The organism is Kluyvera ascorbata (assembly GCF_023195735.1).
Classification (GTDB): domain Bacteria; phylum Pseudomonadota; class Gammaproteobacteria; order Enterobacterales; family Enterobacteriaceae; genus Kluyvera; species Kluyvera ascorbata.
The window spans coordinates 3,629,578-3,649,590 of record NZ_CP096201.1; the positions used below are offsets into that span (position 1 = coordinate 3,629,578).

20 protein-coding genes are annotated in these 20,013 nt (G+C 56.5%); 8 read left to right on the forward strand and 12 right to left on the reverse strand.

Going from position 1 to position 20,013, the window contains the following annotated elements; all coding sequences use genetic code 11:
* Positions 1-12: 12 nt before the first annotated feature.
* On the reverse strand, positions 13-1,083 hold the full coding sequence (locus MY052_RS17350; RefSeq protein ID WP_248537481.1) for an efflux RND transporter periplasmic adaptor subunit: 1,071 nt from the start codon (positions 1,081-1,083) through the stop codon (positions 13-15).
* Positions 1,084-1,136: 53 nt separating this feature from the next.
* Positions 1,137-3,863, reverse strand: coding sequence for a cation-transporting P-type ATPase (locus tag MY052_RS17355; protein ID WP_420828622.1), 2,727 nt, complete (start codon positions 3,861-3,863; stop codon positions 1,137-1,139).
* Between the two features lie 507 nt (positions 3,864-4,370).
* Here MY052_RS17355 and MY052_RS17360 point away from each other — a divergent pair.
* The gene (locus MY052_RS17360) at positions 4,371-4,619 is read left to right on the forward strand and encodes a DUF1158 domain-containing protein (protein WP_035891755.1); all 249 of its coding nucleotides are present in this window, start codon (positions 4,371-4,373) and stop codon (positions 4,617-4,619) included.
* Positions 4,620-4,700: 81 nt separating this feature from the next.
* Here MY052_RS17360 and MY052_RS17365 read toward each other — a convergent pair whose 3' ends face one another.
* The 3 genes from MY052_RS17365 to MY052_RS17375 all read right to left on the reverse strand — a co-directional run bounded on the left by MY052_RS17365 (position 4,701) and on the right by MY052_RS17375 (position 7,518).
* Positions 4,701-5,852 (reverse strand): integrase core domain-containing protein, encoded by a 1,152-nt coding sequence (locus MY052_RS17365; protein WP_248537482.1) that lies wholly within the window; start codon positions 5,850-5,852, stop codon positions 4,701-4,703.
* Between the two features lie 158 nt (positions 5,853-6,010).
* Positions 6,011-6,358, reverse strand: a complete 348-nt coding sequence (locus tag MY052_RS17370) for a RamA family antibiotic efflux transcriptional regulator (protein ID WP_035891756.1) — start codon at positions 6,356-6,358, stop codon at positions 6,011-6,013.
* Positions 6,359-6,393: 35 nt separating this feature from the next.
* A complete protein-coding gene (locus MY052_RS17375; RefSeq protein WP_420828623.1) occupies positions 6,394-7,518 on the reverse strand; it encodes an MBL fold metallo-hydrolase in 1,125 nt (374 codons plus the stop codon).
* Positions 7,519-7,683: 165 nt separating this feature from the next.
* Between MY052_RS17375 and MY052_RS17380 the strand changes: the two genes are divergently transcribed.
* From MY052_RS17380 to nfsB, 3 genes are all read left to right on the forward strand, one after another.
* On the forward strand, positions 7,684-8,259 hold the full coding sequence (locus MY052_RS17380) for a TetR/AcrR family transcriptional regulator (protein ID WP_035891760.1): 576 nt from the start codon (positions 7,684-7,686) through the stop codon (positions 8,257-8,259).
* The gene (locus tag MY052_RS17385) at positions 8,259-8,627 is read left to right on the forward strand and encodes an MmcQ/YjbR family DNA-binding protein (protein WP_123650073.1); all 369 of its coding nucleotides are present in this window, start codon (positions 8,259-8,261) and stop codon (positions 8,625-8,627) included. Before MY052_RS17380 ends, MY052_RS17385 begins: the two co-directional genes overlap by 1 nt.
* Before the next feature lie 122 nt (positions 8,628-8,749).
* Complete coding sequence (nfsB, locus tag MY052_RS17390) at positions 8,750-9,403, forward strand: oxygen-insensitive NAD(P)H nitroreductase (RefSeq protein WP_202216266.1); 654 nt, start codon at positions 8,750-8,752, stop codon at positions 9,401-9,403.
* Positions 9,404-9,492: 89 nt separating this feature from the next.
* Here the strand turns inward: nfsB and MY052_RS17395 are convergent, their stop codons facing one another.
* The 3 genes from MY052_RS17395 to MY052_RS17405 form a co-directional block, all read right to left on the reverse strand.
* A complete protein-coding gene (locus tag MY052_RS17395; RefSeq protein WP_202216267.1) occupies positions 9,493-9,780 on the reverse strand; it encodes a helix-turn-helix domain-containing protein in 288 nt (95 codons plus the stop codon).
* Positions 9,761-10,090 carry a type II toxin-antitoxin system RelE/ParE family toxin gene (locus MY052_RS17400; RefSeq protein WP_202216268.1) on the reverse strand — a complete coding sequence of 110 codons (330 nt, stop codon included), beginning with the start codon at positions 10,088-10,090 and terminating at the stop codon, positions 9,761-9,763. Before MY052_RS17400 ends, MY052_RS17395 begins: the two co-directional genes overlap by 20 nt.
* A 185-nt stretch (positions 10,091-10,275) precedes the next feature.
* Positions 10,276-11,115, reverse strand: a complete 840-nt coding sequence (locus MY052_RS17405; RefSeq protein WP_248538959.1) for a helix-turn-helix transcriptional regulator — start codon at positions 11,113-11,115, stop codon at positions 10,276-10,278.
* A gap of 131 nt (positions 11,116-11,246) precedes the next feature.
* On the opposite strand from MY052_RS17405, the gene MY052_RS17410 reads away from it, so the two are divergent.
* The gene (locus MY052_RS17410; RefSeq protein ID WP_248537484.1) at positions 11,247-12,674 is read left to right on the forward strand and encodes an MFS transporter; all 1,428 of its coding nucleotides are present in this window, start codon (positions 11,247-11,249) and stop codon (positions 12,672-12,674) included.
* Between the two features lie 78 nt (positions 12,675-12,752).
* Positions 12,753-13,997, forward strand: coding sequence for a mechanosensitive ion channel family protein (locus tag MY052_RS17415; protein WP_115074574.1), 1,245 nt, complete (start codon positions 12,753-12,755; stop codon positions 13,995-13,997).
* On the opposite strand, the gene MY052_RS17420 is transcribed toward MY052_RS17415, so the two are convergent.
* Positions 13,998-14,897, reverse strand: a complete 900-nt coding sequence (locus tag MY052_RS17420; protein ID WP_248537485.1) for a LysR family transcriptional regulator — start codon at positions 14,895-14,897, stop codon at positions 13,998-14,000.
* Between the two features lie 133 nt (positions 14,898-15,030).
* On the opposite strand from MY052_RS17420, the gene MY052_RS17425 reads away from it, so the two are divergent.
* Positions 15,031-15,837: an alpha/beta fold hydrolase gene (locus MY052_RS17425; RefSeq protein WP_248537486.1), complete on the forward strand. Its 807-nt coding sequence runs from the start codon at positions 15,031-15,033 to the stop codon at positions 15,835-15,837.
* Positions 15,834-16,730 carry a DMT family transporter gene (locus MY052_RS17430; RefSeq protein WP_248537487.1) on the forward strand — a complete coding sequence of 299 codons (897 nt, stop codon included), beginning with the start codon at positions 15,834-15,836 and terminating at the stop codon, positions 16,728-16,730. Before MY052_RS17425 ends, MY052_RS17430 begins: the two co-directional genes overlap by 4 nt.
* Positions 16,731-16,776: 46 nt before the next feature.
* Here MY052_RS17430 and MY052_RS17435 read toward each other — a convergent pair whose 3' ends face one another.
* From MY052_RS17435 to MY052_RS17445, 3 genes are all read right to left on the reverse strand, one after another.
* The gene (locus MY052_RS17435; protein ID WP_123650068.1) at positions 16,777-17,757 is read right to left on the reverse strand and encodes a LacI family DNA-binding transcriptional regulator; all 981 of its coding nucleotides are present in this window, start codon (positions 17,755-17,757) and stop codon (positions 16,777-16,779) included.
* A gap of 74 nt (positions 17,758-17,831) precedes the next feature.
* Positions 17,832-18,983 carry a Gfo/Idh/MocA family protein gene (locus tag MY052_RS17440; RefSeq protein ID WP_248537488.1) on the reverse strand — a complete coding sequence of 384 codons (1,152 nt, stop codon included), beginning with the start codon at positions 18,981-18,983 and terminating at the stop codon, positions 17,832-17,834.
* Positions 18,980-20,008: a sugar phosphate isomerase/epimerase family protein gene (locus MY052_RS17445; RefSeq protein WP_248537489.1), complete on the reverse strand. Its 1,029-nt coding sequence runs from the start codon at positions 20,006-20,008 to the stop codon at positions 18,980-18,982. Before MY052_RS17445 ends, MY052_RS17440 begins: the two co-directional genes overlap by 4 nt.
* Between the last annotated feature and the right edge of the window lie 5 nt (positions 20,009-20,013).

Genomic DNA, 20,013 nt, shown 5'->3' on the forward strand with positions numbered 1-20,013 from the left:
CTCTCTCCTTACTTAATTCAGCAGCGTGACGGTGGCACCGTCGGTCAGACGCTGGGCGCCTTCGGTGACAACGCGCTCACCCGCTGTTAACCCCTGCGCGACCGCAAAGGTTTGTCCTTGCTGGCCATCCAGCGACAAACGACGCTGCCCGGCCTTGTTTTCTGGCGTCACGACCCAGCTAAAGTAGCCCTGCGCGTCCTGCTGTACCGCTGCCGCTGGGATCATCACCCGTTCGGCGGCTTCCTGCTGGCGCAGGGTGACCGAAACGTTACCGCCCGGCAGCAATCGATGCTGCGGGTTAGCAAACTCCGCGCGTATCGTCACGCTGGCGGTGCGGGCATCAATACGATTGTCGACCGAGGTCAGGACACCATCTTCACGCTGGCCATCGAGGGTAATTTGCGCCAGCCACGCCGCCTTCAGCGCACGGATATCCGCATGCTGCCCGGCTTTGGTGTAGAAAGCCGACTCATCCAGCGCGAAGCTCACGCGGATAGGATCCAACTGCACCACGTCTGCCAGCACGCCGCTGGCTGGGTTAACCAGCGTACCGACGTGAAACGCGCTATGGCCCATGCGCCCGCTAACCGGCGCGGTGATACGGGTGTAATCGAGGGTAATTTGCTGTGCAGAAATCCGGGCTTTTGCCTGCTCAACGGCAGCGGCCGCCACGTCGCGCTGCATCTGCGCGTTATCAACATCGTTGCGGCTGATGGCCTGGCTGGTGTTCAGACTCTGATAGCGCGAGAGCAACTGCTGTGCCTGACGCAGTGAGGCCTGCGCACTTTTTAGCTCCGCCTGCGCCAGCGCTAACGCCGCGCGGGGTTGAGCGTCATCGAGGGTAAACAAGAGGTCACCTTTATTGACCTCCTGTCCATCCTGGAAATGGCGCTTCACGATGGCACCTTCGGTACGGGCGCGAATTTCAACGGCGTGAATAGCCTCTACGCGCCCCGGCACCTGACGCTCAGCGGCGTGTGGAGCCTGCTCAACGGTAATCACACGAACCGGTACCGAAGCCAGGGCCGGTGCGCAGGCGACCAGGCCGCAGGCCAACAGGGCGAGGCGGAAGGTTTTTCTCATGGGGAAGTCCTTGCAGGGCAAGGCCCCCCTCCGACTGGAGAGGGGCTTATCAATTACGATGTTGTTTTACGGAAACGGCGGGTCAGACGTTTTTCCACTTCAACCACCAGGAACATCGCCACGCCAATCACCAGCGTGATACCCCAGTAGCGCAGCGGCAGCGCTTCGGTGCCGAACAGCGTCTGCATCAGCGGCAGGTAGATAATCGCCATCTGGAGCAGAAGCAGCACGCCGGTCACCAGCCAGATGCCTTTGTTCTTCAGCAGACCGCTGTTCAGGGAGAAGCGGTCGCTGCTGCGGCAGTTAATCATGTAGACCCACTGCGCGGTTACCAGCATCTGTAACAGCACGGTGCGCACGAACTCGGCGCTGTGGCCGCGCGGTGCCAGCCAGGCCTCAAGGATAAAGGCGGCAATGGCAATCATCGAACCGACGAAGGCGACGCGCCAGACGGCAAAGGCATCCATCACGTGCTGGCCGGTTTTACGCGGCGGACGGTTCATTACGTTACGCTCAGCAGCTTCAAACGCCAGGCCAAAGGAGAGCGTGGCAGAGGTCGCCATGTTCATCCACAGAATCAACACCGGGGTGAGCGGGATGATATTGCCCGCCAGCAGGGCGATGATAATCAGCAGCCCCTGCGCCAGGTTGGTTGGCATAATGAACAGAATCGTCTTCTTCAGGTTGTCGTATACGCGACGCCCTTCTTTCACCGAACTGGCGATGGTCGCAAAGTTGTCATCGGTCAGAACCATGTCGGCGGCCTCTTTGGTCACCTCGGTGCCTTTAATACCCATGGCGATACCGACATCTGCCTGACGCAGCGCTGGCGCATCGTTCACGCCGTCGCCGGTCATGCCGACGATTTCGCCGTTCTCCTGCAACGCTTTCACCAGGCGCAGCTTATGCTCCGGGCTGGTACGCGCGAAAATGTCGTACTCCAGCGCCGCTTTTGCCAGCTCGGCGTCATCCATGTGCTCCAGCTGGTAGCCGGTCATTGCTTCGCTGCTGTTGCGGATCCCCAGCATCTGGCCAATGCTCATGGCAGTCTGCGGGTGATCGCCGGTGATCATCTTCACGCGGATCCCTGCATTCTGGCAGGTATGAATCGCATCAACCGCTTCCGGGCGCGGCGGGTCCATCATCCCGGCAATGCCGAGGAAGATAAGACCTTCCTGCAGGTCGCTGTGGTCGAGGGTTTTCGCCCCCGGCGCGGCTGGCTTAGTGGCCGCTGCCACCATGCGCAGCCCCTGGCTGGCAAAGCGCGCCATTTCTGCTTCCCAGTAGCTACGCTCGAACGGCGTGACGCCACGGGCGGTCTGCTGCTGCTGGCACAGTGCAAAGAGCACGTCCGGTGCACCGGTGACCATCACCACTTCTTCGTCATCCAACTGGAAGTGGGTAGACATGTACTTGTACTGCGAGTCGAACGGGATCTTGGCAATCAGCTGGGTACGCAGCGGCTCAAGGTTAGCTTTGGCCGCCAGCACCTTCAGTGCGCCTTCGGTTGGACCGCCGGTAATGCCCCAGTGGCCCTGCGCGTCCTGAATCAACTGGCTGTCGTTACACAGGTCGATGGTACGCAGATACTTCTCCAGCACGGTGTACGGCTGTACGTTGACCGGCTCGTTGCTGCCTTCCAGGTAAATGCTGCCGTGCGGCTCGTAGCTATTGCCGTCCACACGGTAGCAGCTGTCGGCGGTGATAATCGCCTTCACGGTCATTTCGTTCATGGTCAGAGTGCCGGTTTTATCCGAGCAGACCACGGTCATCGCGCCCAGAGTCTCGACGGTTGGCAGCTTGCGGATGATAGCCCGCTTGCGCGCCATCGCCTGTACACCCAGCGACAGGATAATCGAGATAATGGCTGGCAGACCCTCAGGTACCGCGGCAACCGCGAGGCTAATCAGCGACAGCAGCAGTTCGCCCAAAGGAATGTCGCGCAGCGCCATGCTGAAGACAAACAGCGCACCCATCATCGCCAGGATAATGGCGAAAATCGCTTTGCCGAGCTTGTCCATCTGCACCAGCAGCGGCGTACGGTGCTTTTCGATACCGGCCATCATCTGGTTGATGTGACCCAGTTCAGTCTCCTGTCCGGTCGCCACGACCACGCCTACGCCGCCACCGGCGCTGACGGTGGTGCCGGAGAACACCATATTGGTACGGTCACCGAGCGGCAGTTCACCGTGCAGCGCATCGGTGTGCTTATCCACCACGGTGGACTCACCGGTCAGAATCGCTTCTTCCACGCGCAGGTTGTGCGCTTCAATCAGACGCATGTCCGCAGGAATTCGGTCACCCGCGCGCAGTACCACGATATCGCCCGGCACCAGTTCGGTGGTTGCCACCGTCTTATGGCTACCGCCGCGAATCGCTCGCGCGTCGCTGGACAGCATATTGCGGATGCTTTTCAGCGATTTCTCCGCGTTGCTCTCCTGAATGTGACCAATCAGGGCGTTAATCACCGTCACGCCAAGAATGACAAAGGTATCGACCCAGTGCCCCATCACGGCGGTCAGCGCCGCCGCGGCCAACAGGACATAAATCAGTACGTCGTTGAAGTGTGCCAGAAAGCGCAGCCACGCGGGCTTGCCCTTTTTCTCCGGCAGTGCGTTCGGGCCATAGGTGTTCAGACGCTCGGTCGCATCATCCATGCTCAGGCCGTCAGGCTGGCTATTCAGCTGCGACAGCACCTGCTCGGTGGTCTGCTGGTAGGCGTGCTCATGTGGGTCATAGCCCGCGTGCGGCACGTTTTTATTGTTCATCATTTTCGACATGATAGGTTTCCTTTTAAATTCCTGCTAACGGAAAGCCTGAATTCACTTTCTGGCCAAGGCGACGTCATTGAATAATATCGACGAGCAAAAAAAATATTTATTAAGCCAAAATATTTTTTGCTTTTTAAATTTCAAAATGACATTAAGTTGATTTACTAATATTAATATTACAGAATGTTCCTAAACCCCATCTAAACGAGGTCATTATGTTTGGAATCTACAGAGGACGCCGCCTAGCGCTGTACATCGCGCTGGCTATCGTGATTGCCACGCTGGTTGGATATAGTACTTATACTTTTGTAAAATTATTATCATGAGCATGACGTTAATTTACGAAAGCTATATTTAATTTAAACCAGAACATTATTTCACTTCTCGGCATGCGATTATTATCGTAGGTCTGGTTATTTATTTTAATTATTCGATAAAAGATCTGTTTAATTAGAAACATTGCGTTCCATTAAAAATTACCGGACAATAATATCTTTAACTAAAGATTAACATGATATGAAGCATCCGCTCGAATCCCTGATGACCGCCGCCGGTATTTTATTGCTGGCGTTCCTCTCCTGCCTGCTGCTGCCCGCACCGTCGCTAGGGCTGACGCTGGCGCAGAAGATGGTTGAGACCTTCCATTTTATGGATCTAAGTCAGTTTTACACCGTGCTGTTTTGCGTGTGGTTTCTGGCGCTGGGGACGATTGAGTATCTGGTGATTCGCTATGTGTGGCGGCGCTGGTTTTCGCTGGCGGATTGAATGCGGCGATTCCCCGGCGTCGCTGCTGTACGACCGGATACATAGGTAACACTTCAGACCGGGAACATAGGTAACACTTTCCTAGTCTATCCGGATAATACTACGGCTTTTCCGGTCATAGTAAGCAAGCGTTATTCCGTTAAAGATGATGGCCTCAACGCCATCATCTTTTTCTTCCAGCATGATGTATTCTCCCAGCAGCGCCTCGCTCAGGAACACTTCCTTACCGATGTGTATTACTCCTTTCGACATCACCCTGTACAGCCGTGCCCCCTCAGGCCACTCATATTCAGGGACCTTTCCATCCCAGCGACGCGATGAAGGCCGCCATACCTGGCCCGGCGTACTTCCTCCCAGTGCCTCATGCGGACGCTCCTGGTTAAACTCTTCTCTGTAATGACTGAACCAGGCCTGTTGCTCCTCCTGCGTTCTGAAGATATTCCCGTGCTTCAGCGCACTTTTCAGCGAGCGGTGCATGCGTTCATGACGACCATTTTCTTCCGGATGTCCCTTCCTGATGCGCTCGGGTCTGACGCCCAGCTTGATAAGCCAGACTGACAGACGGCTGAGACCCGCTACCCCGACACCTGCAAAGGGCTGCCCGTTATCGGTTCGCAGTACATCCGGCAGACCATATTCAAGGAAGGCATCAGTGAGGCACTGCCGGGCGAACACGGTGTTCTCGTGATGGTTACCCCGGCAGCTCAGAAGGTAACGACTGTGGTTATCCGTTAGCGTAAACGGATGGCAGTATTCCCGGCTCAGCAGTCTGAACTTCCCTTTAAAATCAGCGCTCCAGACCTGATTAATATTCTGGACAGTGGTCAGCGGCTGACGATTACCGGGGGTTCTGTGTTTGCGTTTTCTGTCCGGAACCAGCCCCTGGCGTTTGAGGATGTCACCGATGGTGCTGGCAGCCGGGACCGGGAAGTCGACCTGATGATTAAGGAGCCACATCCGCAGCTTTTTCGGCCCCCAGTCAGGGTGTTTTTGTCGTAACGCCATCAGATGGGCAGCAATATCTGGCGGGATGGTGCGGGAATGTGAGTGTGGTGCGCGTGAGCGGTCAAAAAGCGTCGCAGGCTCTGAGGGCTCAAAACGCCCGAGCCATTTATAGCCCGTTTTACGGCTGATGCCGAAGAGGCGGCAGAGCGCGGAGAAAGACATCGTGCCAGTCTGGCTGGCACGGATAAAATCAAGGCGTTGCATAGGTCGGGTCTCAGTCCAGGGCATAGCGAGTCTCCTCTTCTATGCCAGTTATAACTGTTACCCATGTATCCGGTCTAAAGTGTTACCTATGTTTCCGGTTTGTACCTGCGCTCGGCCGGGCTACGGGGCATGAGATTGTTTTGTAGCCCGGCCGAGGCGTTTACGCTGACCCCGGGGCGGAATCAATGCGTCTGCGGACGATGATTCTCTTTGCGGTAGGCACCCGGCGACTGATGAAACGTGCGGGTAAAAATGCGGGTAAAGGTTTGCTGGGAATCAAACCCATACTTCAGACAAATGTCATAAACCTTTTGATTGGTCGTACACAGCTCATCTGCCGCCAGATGAAGCTTCCGGTGGCGAATGTAACGCCCCAGACTCTCCCCTTTATGTTGCAGAAAAATGCGCTGTAAATGCCATTTTGAGTACCCTGCCCGACGGGCAATTTCATCAATGCGCAGTGGCTGATGCAGATTATCGTCAATCCATTCGACCAGTGTGTCGACAACCTGAGTGGCTAATTCGGTCATACACCCCTTCCCCCTCGTTTAACTACAGCCGGTGGTTATTCCCACCAGGCACGGAATGTTTGTGTTGAGTCTGCAAGCCATACCGGCTCGCCCTGCATCGGCGTTAACAGCCGATACGCTTTATCTTTGCTGGCCTGTACCAGACGTTTGTACGGGTCGTCCCAGGTATGTTTTGCCAACACGAAGCGCCCGGCATGTCCCGGCAGCACGCGCTGGGCGTTAAGGTCTGCCGCCGCCTGCGCCGTTTGTTCCGGCATCATGTGGATGTAGCGCCAGTCCTGGTCGTACTGACCGTCTTCCATAATGGCAACGTCAACGCGGCCAAACTGCTCACCAATCGCTTTAAAGTGCGGGCCGTAGCCGGTGTCGCCGCTGTAATAAATGTTCTGTGTAGGCGTCACAAACATAAAGCTCGCCCACAGCGTCTGGTTACGCTTCAGCCCGCGGCCAGAGAAGTGACGCGCAGGCAGCACGTGCACGCTCAGCGCATCGCTGATGGTGACGCTTTCCTGCCAGTCGGCCTCGCTAATCACCTCGTCTTTCATCCCCCAGTAACGCAGGTGGGAACCTACGCCCAGCGGCACCACGGCACGTTTGATCTTCGGCATCAGCCCCTTAATGGTGGCGTAGTCGAGATGATCGTAATGATCGTGAGAGATAATCAGCAGGTCTATCTCCGGCATGTTCTCGGCGCGCCACGGGTAGTTACCGGGGAACGCTTTATTCAGAAAAGAGAACGGCGCGGCATAGTTGCTGAATACCGGGTCAATCAGAATGCGCTTGCCAGACAGCTGCAAATACCATGAGGAATGGCCGAGCCAAATCATGGTGTCCTGCCCCAGCGGCAGGCTGGCGAGAGCGGTCGGGACCATCGGCAGCGGCTGGGTTGGACGGGCATTTTCACGTTTGGCGGTTAAAAACTCCCACCACGCCATCACCATATTTTTGTCACCGGTAAAGCCAGGCGTTGGCAAGGCGTTCTGGAACGCGCCGTCACGGTAGTTCGGTGAGCGTTCAATCTGACTTTTTTCAACCCCTTGCGGTGCCTGGCCAAAACCGGCGTTCAGGACGAAAGGTAAACTTGCGGCACTGGCAATAAGCATGATGGCAACCACACTGATGATAAAAGGTTTCATATCCTGACCCTGGACCAGCTTCATCCAGGAAGCCACACTAAAAAGGTTGATTATGAGTGAGTAGGCACTCATTATAGAAAGACGGGGAAAAAATCGTCAAGCAATTTTCAAAATTTGACAATCGACGTTGAAGTCCCTGGGGTCGGCATGTTTCAATCACGTTTTTTACAGTCAGAGAGGTAAAGTGTAGTGGCTCGTCCGAAGAGTGAAGATAAAAAACAAGCGTTACTGGAAGCTGCCACCAGCGCCATTGCCCAATCCGGCATTGCCGCATCAACTGCGCTGATTGCGCGCAGCGCGGGGGTTGCAGAGGGCACGCTGTTTCGCTATTTCGCCACCAAAGACGACCTTCTTAATGCGCTTTATCTGCATCTGAAAACCGGCCTCTGCGAAGCAATGAAGGCCGGTCTGGTGGAAACCGAATCGCCAAAAGCGTTCACGCATGGCATCTGGAATAGCTACATCGATTGGGGCGTGCGCAATCCTATCGGGCATCACGCGCTACGACGCATGGCGGTAAGCGAAAAAATCACCGAAGAGACCATCACCCAGGTGAGAGCGATGTTCCCAGAGCTGCAAAAGCTCTGCCAGCGCTCGGTGCGCCCGGTGTTTATGTCCGATGACTTCCGCGCCTTTGGCGACGCGCTGTTCCTGTCGCTGGCGGAAACCACCATTGAATTTGCCAGCCGCGAACCGCAGCGCGCCGATAAGCTCAAAGCGTTAGGCTTCGAAGCGATGTGGCTGGCCCTGGCCGAAGGTGACTAATGGACGGTAAAACGCTGCATGAACGGGCGCACGAGTTTGCGCTGACCCTGCCCTTCTCTGACATCTACTGGCCTTTCGGGCCGGAGTACGATGTTTTCACCGTGGAAGGCAAAATGTTTATGCTCAAGGCTTACCTACGCGGCGAGCCTATCATCAACCTGAAGGTTGACCCGGAGCAATCGCTGCTGCACCAGGCCATCTACCCGCACATTAAGCCGGGCTACCACATGAACAAAAAGCACTGGATTTCGGTCTATCCCGGCGATGAAATCACCGTGGACCTGCTCAATAGCCTGATTGAAGATTCGTGGAATCTGGTGGTTAATAAACTGCCAAAACGGGTGCAACAGCGCGTCCGTCCCGTCTGATTTTCTGCGAAATGCGATAAGTGTTATCGCATTTTACACCCTTCTCATTTGTGACATGGCGCGGTAACCTGCCTGGATTCAACGCACCGATTCGCGGTGCCTTTAATCATTCAGGAGTGTTTATGGATATCGTTTCCGTTGCTAAAGCGCGCTATTCCACCAAGGCCTTTGACGCCAGCAAAAAGCTGACCGCTGAGCAGGCTGCCAGTCTGAAAACCCTGCTGCGCTTTAGCCCGTCCAGCACCAACTCCCAGCCGTGGCACTTTATCGTCGCCAGCACCGACGAAGGCAAAGCGCGCGTCGCCAAATCTGCCGCGGGCGGTTACGTGTTCAACGAACGCAAAATGCTGGATGCTTCCCACGTAGTGGTGTTTTGCGCAAAAACCGCGATCGACGATGCCTGGCTGGAAAAAGTAGTGGATCAAGAAGACGCCGATGGCCGTTTCGCTACGCCGGAAGCCAAAGCGGCTAACCACAAAGGCCGCACCTTCTTCGCCGACCTGCACCGTAAAGAACGTCACGACGACGCGCAGTGGGCAGCCAACCAGACCTACCTGAACGTGGGCAATTTCCTGCTGGCGATGGGCGCAATGGGCCTGGACGCAGTCCCTATTGAAGGCTTCGACGCCGAGATTATGGACGCGGAATTTGGCCTGAAAGAGAAAGGCTTCACCAGCCTGGTGGTAGTGCCGGTTGGGTATCACAGCGTGGAAGACTTCAACAAAGCGCTGCCAAAATCTCGTCTGCCGGAAGAAGCGGTGATTACCGAAATCTGATTTAGCTTTAGTGTCTTCCCGGCGGGGCTTCGCTTGGCCGGGCTACTCGTCTTGGGTAGCCCGGCCAAGCGAAGCCCCGCCGGGAAATCTCAATACAGCAAGATCTGCGGATGTTTCACCCCGCAAGCCAGCGCATAGCGCGTCAGCGTATCAAGGCTTGCTCGCGTCACGTTGGCTTCCATTCTTGAGACCGTTGGGGCACTCACGCCCATTCGCTGCGCAACCTGCGCTCGTGTCAGGCCCGCATTGCTACGCCACTTCGCCAGCATATCTCGCAGACGTTCCTGCCGTTCCTGCGCATCAAATGCCGCTTTCACGTCTGCACGCTCCAGCATTTCGGCTCTCAGATCGTCCCAATCAATTACTTTCTTGCTCATCCCGCATCTCCTGTAGCCGTTTTAATGCCAGACGGATGTCCGCTGGAGGTGTTTTTTGCGTTTTTTTAATAAATACACGCAGTAAGAAAATCGTCTGCCCCTGCTGAAATGCATAGATGCCGCGACAATGAATCATCCCTACCGTACGGATTTCAAAAAGACCGTGAGAGAGAGGTTTACTGTCTGGCTCTCGCAGAACGGTAGGATTTAGCCGAAGTTTTTCTATTTTGCCGATCATCTTCGCTTGCGCAGATGCAGGCAATGCCAGCATTTCCTCTCTGGCATCTGCATGAACAAGAATTCTGAACACGATTTTCGTCCTTGAATATTAGCATATAAGGCAAATTGCATTAAAGGCTAATTTACCCGTTTTGCCCTACCCTACTCCTGATAGCATCAAGGTTCAGATTCTTGCGTCAAACATGGATTGCGGATCGTAAAACGCACACCCCGGGTAGCCCGGTCAAGCGAAGCCCCGCCGGGATCGTCTCCGTACTACAACCTCGCTAACACCCCTTCCCCCACTTCATCTACCGGTAAATAAACCAGCAAACGCGAGCCGTTGCGCGGCGCGGAGTACCAGTACATCTGCTGGAGCTGAAACTCACCGAACTCGGGATGGCGGAATGTTTTTATCTGATTTTCGACGCCGCGGACTTCGTAGCGCTGGTGCCAAAGCGTTTCAAACTCGGCAGAGGCGGCAAAGAAGCGGGCGAGCTTATTCTCCCACGCCGGTTCCCCTCGGTGCTCGGCCATCGCGGCGCGGAAATAGGAGACAAAATTGCCCATCACGTCGGGATTGGCCAGACGGCTACGCCAGCCAGGGTGGGTCAGATACAGGTAGATACAATTTCGTTCATCTTCGGGGATGAGGGAAAAATCAACGCCCATCAGCCTACAAAACGCGTCATTCCACGCCACGATATCGAAGTTTGGTTTCTGAATGCTGGCCGGTTGAGGCAGCAGACTGTCCAGCATACGGCGCGTGCCGGGGCTGATCCCCTCGCACTGGGGGACATTTAAAGATTCCAGCGGCGTTAACCCCGCCAGCACAAACAGATGGCGCGTTTCCAGCTCGCTGCACTGGAGCGCTTCGGCGACCGCTTGCATTACCGCCACCGACGGATTAACCTCGCGCCCCTGCTCAAGCCAGGTATACCAGGTCACGCCAACGTCCGCCAGCATCGCCACCTCTTCGCGACGCAGGCCAGGCGTGCGCCGCCGCCCGCTACGCGGTAGCCCTAACCGCTGCGGGTCGAGACTTTCCCGTCGCGCCCGAAGAAATGCACCCAGCTGCTTACGGCTATCCATCTGCCGTGTCTGCAATACGTCCATTTCACTGTCGCTGATGAGGCTCATGGTATCTCCAGCATAGTAGTGCCAGTACCAGTATAACCAGGAACTGGTACCCGTTTATTTAATCAGGGATGCTACGTCCAATCGCTGAATGACGCAATGGAGTCACCATGAAAACGTCTGCTGTTTCACCCGGTCGCGCGGGGCTTTTCCTGCTGCTTACCGGCCTGATGTTGCCCCAAATCGATACCTCGATTACCAACGTCGCCCTGGATTCCATCACCGAGTCACTGCACGCCAGCCCCACCCAGCTTGAGCTGATTGTGGCGCTGTACGGCGTGGCGTTTGCCGTCTGTCTGGCGATGGGCAGCAAACTTGGCGACAACTACGGTCGCCGCCGCCTGTTTATGTGGGGCGTGGCGATTTTTAGCCTCGCTTCGTTGCTGTGCGGAGTTTCTAATTCGATTACCGCACTGCTTGCCGCCCGTACCCTTCAGGGGGCAGGCGCGGCGCTTATCGTGCCGCAGATCCTCGCCACCCTGCACGTCACGCTGAAAGGAACTGCGCACGCCAGGGCCATTAGCCTCTACGGCGGCATTGGCGGCATTTCGTTTATCGTCGGGCAGATGTTCGGCGGCTGGCTGGTGTCGGCAGATATCGCTGGGATGGGCTGGCGTAACGCCTTCTTTATCAACGTGCCAATTGGCCTGCTGGTACTGGCCTTTAGCCGCCGCTACGTGCCGGAAACCCGCCGCGATGAACACTCAACCATCGATTGGCAGGGCACCTTTAGCCTCGGGCTTATCCTCTGCTGCCTGCTATTCCCGATGGCGCTGGGGCCGGAGTTGCACTGGCCGTGGTCGATGCGCCTGATGCTGCTGGCGATTATTCCGCTGCTGTTCTGGATGCGCGCCATCGCGTTGCGTAAAGAGCAGCGCGGCGAGCACCCGCTGCTACCGCCACGCCTGCTGCAGCTTGCCAGCATTCGCTTCGGCATGGTAATTGCGCTGCTGTTCTTCAGCGCCTGGTCCGGGTTTATGTTCTGCATGGCGCTGACCATGCAGTCCGGCCTTGGCATGGCGCCGTGGCAGTCCGGAAACAGCTTTATCGCCCTTGGCGTGGCCTACTTCCTGTCGGCAATGTACGCGCCGAAGCTGATTGCGCGCCACAGCATGGGACGCATTCTGGTCGCCGGGTTAGTGGTACAAATTAGCGGCCTGCTGTTGCTGATGGAGACCTTCCACCACTACGGCCAGACCACCACCACGCTGACGCTAGTGCCCGCCACGGCGCTGATTGGCTACGGTCAGGCGTTGATTGTGAACTGCTTCTATCGTGTGGGAATGCGCGATATCACCCCCAACGACGCGGGTGCTGGCAGCGCGCTGCTGAGTACGCTGCAACAGGCGACATTAGGGCTTGGTCCGGCGGTATTTGGCTCACTGCTGTTAATGCTGATGCGGAATCATCACGGTAGCTATCCGCAGGCGATGATCGGTTTTCTCGGCGTGGAGGCGGTGATGATGCTGCTGCTGGCGGTGATTGCCATTGGCCTACGTCATCACTTAAACCGTAGCCCGGCGATGGCAACCTCCTGATTATTAAGTTCCTGTATACCTGTTTGCATATTATAGCTAGCCTGGTCATTATTAAAGACTGGCTATATAGGAGACGTTATGCAGGAACTCATTTCCCAGATAGAAGAGATGGGCATTGAAATAAACCATACCAATTCACTTGTGATCATCTTTGGTATTATTTTTCTCACTGCCATCATTGTTCATCTGATTTTACACCGTCTGGTGCTGCGCACTTTCGAAAAACGCGCGCAGGCCAGCAGCCATTTATGGCTGCAAATCATCACGCAGAATAAACTGTTTCATCGACTGGCGTTTACGCTGCAAGGGATCATTGTCAACGTGCAGGCCGTGCTGTGGCTGCAAAAAGGCAGTGAAGCAGCGGAAATATTAACCACGGTGGCGCAGCTGTGGGTCATGCTATATGCCCTGCTGTCATTCTTCTCGCTGCTGGACGTTATTTTCAATCTGTCGCAGAAACTCTCCTTCTCTTCTCAGCTTCCGCTGAAAGGCATATTTCAGGGTGTGAAGCTGGTCAGCGCTATCCTGATTGGCATCCTGATGATTTCCCTGCTGCTGGGGCAGTCACCGGCGATTCTGATAAGTGGTCTGGGGGCGATGGCGGCGGTATTGATGCTGGTCTTCAAAGACCCAATTCTGGGTCTGGTGGCCGGTATTCAGCTGTCGGCGAACGATATGCTGAAGCTCGGCGACTGGCTGGAAATGCCGAAATACGGTGCCGATGGTGCGGTGACGGATATCGGCTTAACCACGGTCAAAGTGCGTAACTGGGATAACACCATTACCACTATTCCTACCTGGTCGCTGGTCTCTGACTCCTTCAAAAACTGGAGTGGAATGTCAGCGTCAGGCGGACGTCGAATTAAGCGCAGCCTGAACATTGATACCACCAGCGTCCATTTCCTCGATGAGCAAGAACAACAGCGCTTAATTCAGGCACGACTGCTAAAACCGTACATGGACTCTCGCTATCAGGAAATTAGTCTGTGGAATCAGGAATACGGTAGCGATGATTCGGTGCTTAATCTGCGTAAAATGACCAATATTGGTACCTTCCGTGCGTATCTCAACGAATATCTGCGTAACCATCCGAAGATTCGCAAGGATATGACGCTGATGGTACGTCAGTTGGCACCGGATAATAACGGCTTGCCGATTGAAATATATGCCTTCACCAACACCGTTGTCTGGGCAGAATACGAAAGCATTCAGGCGGATATCTTCGACCATATTTTCGCAGTAGTGGAAGAGTTTGGCCTGCGAATACATCAGTCGCCGACCGGTAATGATATTCGCGCCCTCGCGGGCGCTATCGGGCAGTAATCACCCCACCTCAGGCGTCTGAATCAGGGCGATAAACTTGTCAGCCAGCGGATTTTTCCGACTGGCTGACCAGGCTACCGCCGTGGTGATCACCTCGATCGTCTGGTCGAGCGGCACGGTCACCACGTTGGCCGGTGACAGACGCTCCAGCGAGTCCGGCACCAGCGCAATTCCCTGCCCACAGCCGACAAAAGCAATCTGTGAAGAGACCGAGCGTACGTGGTGAATAATCCGCGGCGAAAAGCCTTCGTTGCGGCAAGCGGCGGTAATACTGTCGAAATAAACCGGGCTCAGGTGGCGAGAGAACATAACCCACTCTTCCTGCATCAAATCGCGCAGCACAATCTGCGACTCGCCGGCCAACCGGTGCTGGCGGGGTAATGCCACCACCAGTTCGGCGCTGGACAGCGGCAGCAGCGTAATCCCCTCGCCCATTTCCCCGGTGAGGCGCGCAAAAGCGAGATCGATCTCCCCATTTTGCAGCGCCAGTACCGCTTCGGCGCTGTCGATCTCCTTAATGGAAATCACGATATCCGGGTAGCACGCTTTCATCCTATCAATTAGCGGCGGCAACACATCGAGCATAGCGGTGCTAATCGCGCCGATGGTCAGCATGCCGGTATGCCCGGCTACCGCTTCGTTTACCGCCAGCTCCAGCCGCTCAACCTGCTCGGCAAAGCGTTTGACCGCAGGCAGGATGGCAAGCCCCACGGGCGTGAGCTGCACGTTGCGCTTCGAGCGGTCAAACAGCTGCACCTTCAGGGACTGCTCCAGCACCTGAATCTGCTGGGTGAGGGGCGGCTGGGTCATGCCGAGTCGCTTCGCCGCTCGGCCAAAATGTTTCTCCTCCGCCACCGCGAGAAACAGCCACATATGGCGAATAATGCGAAAATTGATCATCTTTGCATGGCTCCTGTCACCGCTCACATCAATCGATATTAAAAATGTATCAGAGCATTACTTTAATACGATTTTACATATCAGAGAATGACGGCGACGATAGCCGCCCCACGAATGCATAAGAAGAGTGACCATGCCCCACGAATTTCACCGCACGCACTTCGCGTTAACGGTACAAGCGACGCCGATGCAGGTGGCCGCCATTCACCGTTCCGGCCCCCGCGAACCGATTGTGTTTCTCCACGGCTTTGGGTCAACCAAAGAAGATTATGCCGATATCGTGCGCCACGCTGCCTTCGACGGGCGGCCGTTTCTCGCCTACGATGCCCCCGGCTGCGGGGAGACGGAATGCGCAAATTTGCAGAAAATTTCGATTCCGTTTTTAGTCGAGACGGCGCTCGCGCTGATTGACCAGTTGGGTTTCCAGCGCTTCCACCTCGTCGGCCATTCCATGGGCGGCCTGACCGCGCTGATGCTGGCGCACGCCCATCCCGAGCGGGTGCTCAGCTTTGTCGACATCGAGGGGAATATCGCGCCGGAAGATTGCTTCCTGAGTCGCCAGGCCGTTGATTATCCCGATGGCAACGACGAGCAGTTTTTTACTGATTTTATCGCCCGGACTCATCAGTCTCCGGCGTGGGCCAGCGCGCTGTATGCCGCCAGCCTCAAGCATAAAGTGCGGGCAGCCGCGGTTAGACCTATTTTTACCTCGATGGTGGACTATTCCGACCACGGCGACCTGATGGCGAAGTTTCTAAATCTACCCTTGCCAAAAATGTTTATGTACGGCGCGCAAAACAACACGCTGAGCTATCTGGCGGATATTGAACGTCGTGGCGTGACGCTTGCAGAAATTCCCCACTGCGGGCACTTCCCAATGTATTCCAATCCAGTTGTGATGTGGCAACGCATCAGCGAACTACAGGAACGGGCACGGTGAAGTTGCATCTCACTTCCCGGGTGGCCGGGTTTTCGCTGGCGATACTCGCGGCGTTCGGCTTTTCGTTTAAGGCGATATTCGTCAAGCTGGCGTATGCGGTCGCACCGGTCGACCCGGTCACGCTGTTGATGTTGCGTATGTCGATGTCGCTGCCGCTGATTGCCCTTACCGCGTGGCCGGTGCTGCGTAAAATGACCACCCTGCATCGTCAGGATTACGCGCTGCTGGTGGTGCTGGGTGTCGCAGGTTACTACGCCTCGGCGATGCTCGATTTTATGGGGCTACAGTATATTACCGCCGGCCTCGAGCGGCTGATTCTCTTTACCTACCCGATGCTGACCATCTTGATTGGCGTCTTTTTTCTCGGCAAAACCTTTGAGAAGAAACTGCTGCTGGCGATGCTGCTCTCCTACGGCGGCATTCTGATTGCCTTTGTGCACGACCTCGGCCTCACCGCCGATAGCCATTCGGTGCTGATCGGCGGTTCGCTGGTGTTTGGCTGCGCGATTACCTACGCCATTTACAACGCCGGGGCGGAGGTGGCTATCGGGCGCATAGGCGCGATCCCGTTTTCGATGCTGGCGCTGCTGGTGTCGATTGCGGCGACTCAGGTGCACTTTTTTGCCACCCGTCCCGTTGCCGCGCTTAATCTGCCGTGGCAGGTGTACGCCTACAGCGCGGGCATGGCGGTCTTTTCCACGGTAATGCCGATATTCTGGCTGTCGTCGGCCATTCATCGCATCGGCGCGGCAAAAGCGGTGCTGATCGGGTTAATCGGCCCGATTCTGACCATTCTGTTTAGCTGGTGGCTGCTGGATGAGCCGCTGTCGGTTGAGCAGCTGCTGGGGACGGGGCTGGTAGTGTGCGGACTGTTGGTAGTTATCAGGCGTTAGGGTAAGTATTGCCGGATAAGCGCAGCGCCATCCGGCAATCCTAAAATCAGGCGCTGGCGCGGGGAATAAAACGCCACTCCAGCATCACCCGCTCTGGGGCAACGTCCGGGTTATCAATTTTATTCAGCAGCAGCGTGACCGCTTTAGCGCCAATCTCCCGCGACGGCTGCTGTACGGTGGTGAGCTGCGGGGAGACCATCTCCGCCAGCTCCGTGCCGTCGAATCCGACCACGGCAATATCTTCCGGTACGCGCAGTCCGGCCTGTTCGATGGCGCGAATGGCACCCGCGGCCAGCGAATCCGAGATGGCAAAGACCGCATCCGGGCGCGGACTCATCGCCAGCAGATTTTTCATCGCCGCCTTGCCCGCCGCCGCGCTGAGATCGTCCGCGTACTCCACTGCGGCGAAGTCGAGCCCCTGCTGTTGCAGCACGTCTTGATAGCCCTGCTCGCGCAGACGGGCGTATTTATAGCTTAAATCATGGTTAATCAGGGCAATACGCTGGTGCCCCTGCGCCGCCAGGTACCCAACCGCATGCTGGGCCGCGTCAACGTCGTTAATCCCGACACAGGAAACTTCACCGGCATCCGCGTATTCCGCACACTGCACCCACGGCGCATCGCCAATCACCGTGGTCAACTCCGGCAGGCGGGCAAACGCATCCATGGTGATAATGCCGTCGACCATTTTTCCGGTCAGCAGGCGCAGGCCTGATTTAGAGCGCTCAATATCAGAACCAGAGTTGCACAGCAAAATGCGATAGCCATTTTTCTCTGCTTCCGCTTCGATGCCCTTGACCACTTCCGCGCAGAACGGGTTAGCAATGTTCGATACCATCACCAGAATCATCGAGCTACGCGCCGTCCGTAGCTGGCGCGCCAGCAGGTTCGGTTGATAGTTACTCTCTTTGATAGCCTGAAGCACCCGCTCGCGGTTCTTCGCTTTCACCGTATCGCTGTTGTTCAACACCCGCGATACGGTGGCCACCGACACGCCCGCCAGCTGGGCGATTTTCTGAATTGACATGCTACGCCGTTCCCTGCAATTAACGCTTTGCGTGAAGGCTACCATAAAAACAGGCCCGCGTACCGGGCACAAGGTTATTGTTCGACGCTGACCCAGCATCGCTGCTGATGGCTTTTCACAATAGCGTCAATAAGATACATCACGTTCGCGCCCTCACTGAACGATGCAAAGCGGCGTTCGTTCTCCTGCGGCATCTTTCCAGCACACACCGCCTGGTAAAAATTAAGCATCATGTTTTTAAACGCATCCGGCCAGCCTTCGTTGTGCCCACCGGGGAAGTGGGCCTGTGAGGCAACGTCGCGGTTCAGCAGGCCAGGGTCATCGCTTAAAAGCTGATTAGGCTGGCTGCGGTGGCCAATCCACAGCTGCTGCGGCGTTTCCTGATCCCAGGCCAGCGAACAGGCGCTGGCGTTGATATCAAAGTGAAGGCGGTTTTTGCGCCCGGCGCTCACCTGCGAGACGCTAAAGCAGCCTTTACTGCCGTCGTCAAAGCGGAACAGTACCGAGCCGGCATCTTCGGTGGTCACCGGCACGTCCTGGTAACCGGGGGAATCAGGCTGTTCGCTGAAGGTCGCCTGCGCCCCGAGGCTGGCTTTGCGCGTCGGCCAGACGATAGCGAGGTCGGCCATCACCTCTACAATGCGCCGCCCGGTCACAAACTGCACCGTATCGCACCAGTGCGAGCCGATATCCGCCACCGCCCGGGAAACGCCGCCCTGCTGCGCGTCCACGCGCCAGTTGAAGTCGTTTTCCAGCAGCATCCAGTCCTGGTGGTAGCCGCCGTAGGCGGAGAAAAGCCGCCCGGCGCTGCCGTCACGCATCATGCTCGCCGCCTGCTGCACCATCGCAAACTGGCGATAAACGAAACTCACACCGTGTACTACGCCCGCTTCTTGCGCCATCTTAACCAGTTCACGCGCCTCTTCTGACGTCATGCACAACGGTTTTTCAGAGAAGACATGTTTCCCCGCCCGCAGGATCTGGCGGTTAACCTCGGCATGCAAAAAGTTCGGAGTACAGTTATGCACCACCTGTAACCCCGGGTGCGCCAGCAGCGCGTCGACGTCGTCATAGGCGTCGGGAATATTGAGCTGCCGCGCCTTTTCCTGCGCCAGCTCCAGCGAAACGTCGCACAGCGCTACTACCTCAACAAAACCCAGCCGACGCAGCGCTTCAATATGCGCCGGGCCAATGAAACCTGAGCCAACAATACCGACCTGAATCATCCGCGTACCTCGCTGCCCGCGGCAAAGTCATCAAAGGCCCGTGCGGATACGGGAATGATATGCCGTTTAATAAACTCACTGCCTTCGCGCGCGCCGGTCTGCGCGTCCTTCAGGCAGCACTCCCATTCCATCACCGCCCAGCCGTCAAAATCGTACTGACTGAGCTTGCTGAAAATTTTTTTGAAATCGATATCGCCATCGCCGAGCGAGCGGAAGCGCCCGGCGCGTTCCAGCCAGTTCTGATAGCCACCGTAGACGCCGCTGCGCCCGTTACGCTCGAACTCCGCGTCTTTGACGTGGAATGCCCGAATGCGTGAATGGTAGATATCGAGATACGCCAGGTAGTCGATATTCTGCAGATGCAGATGGCTCGGGTCGTAGAGCATGTGGCAGCGTGGATGGTTATCGACCTTTGCCAGGAATCGCTCGAAGGTCACGCCGTCGTGCAGGTCTTCGCCGGGATGAATTTCGTAGCATAGGTCCACGCCATGCTCGTCAAAGCAGTCCAGAATAGGCCGCCAGCGGCTGGCCAGTTCATGAAACGCCTCGTCGAGCAGCGCCGCATTGTGCGGAGGCCACGGGTAGAAGTAAGGCCAGGCCAACGCCCCAGAGAAGGTGGCGTGCGCCTTCAACCCCAATCGTGCCGACGCCTGCGCCGCCTTTTTCACGCTCTCTACCGCCCACTGCTGGCGTGCCGCAGGGTTGCCGCGAAGCGCCGCGGGGGCAAAAGCGTCAAAAGCACTGTCGTAGGCCGAATTCACGGCGACCAGTTGGCCTTCAAGATGCGTAGAGAGTTCACTAATGACCAGCCCGTGTTCAGCGAGCCTTCCGGTTATCTCATCGCAGTAGGTCTGGCTGGCCGCCGCCTGCGGTAAGTCAAAAATCGCCGGGTGGTTGCACGGCAACTGGAGCGCCTTAAATCCCAGCCCCGCCGCCCATTCGGCTAGCCCATCGAGCGTATTAAACGGCGGCGCTGAACCAATAAACTGCGCCAGGAAAATGCCCGGTCCCTTGATGGTTTTCATACCCC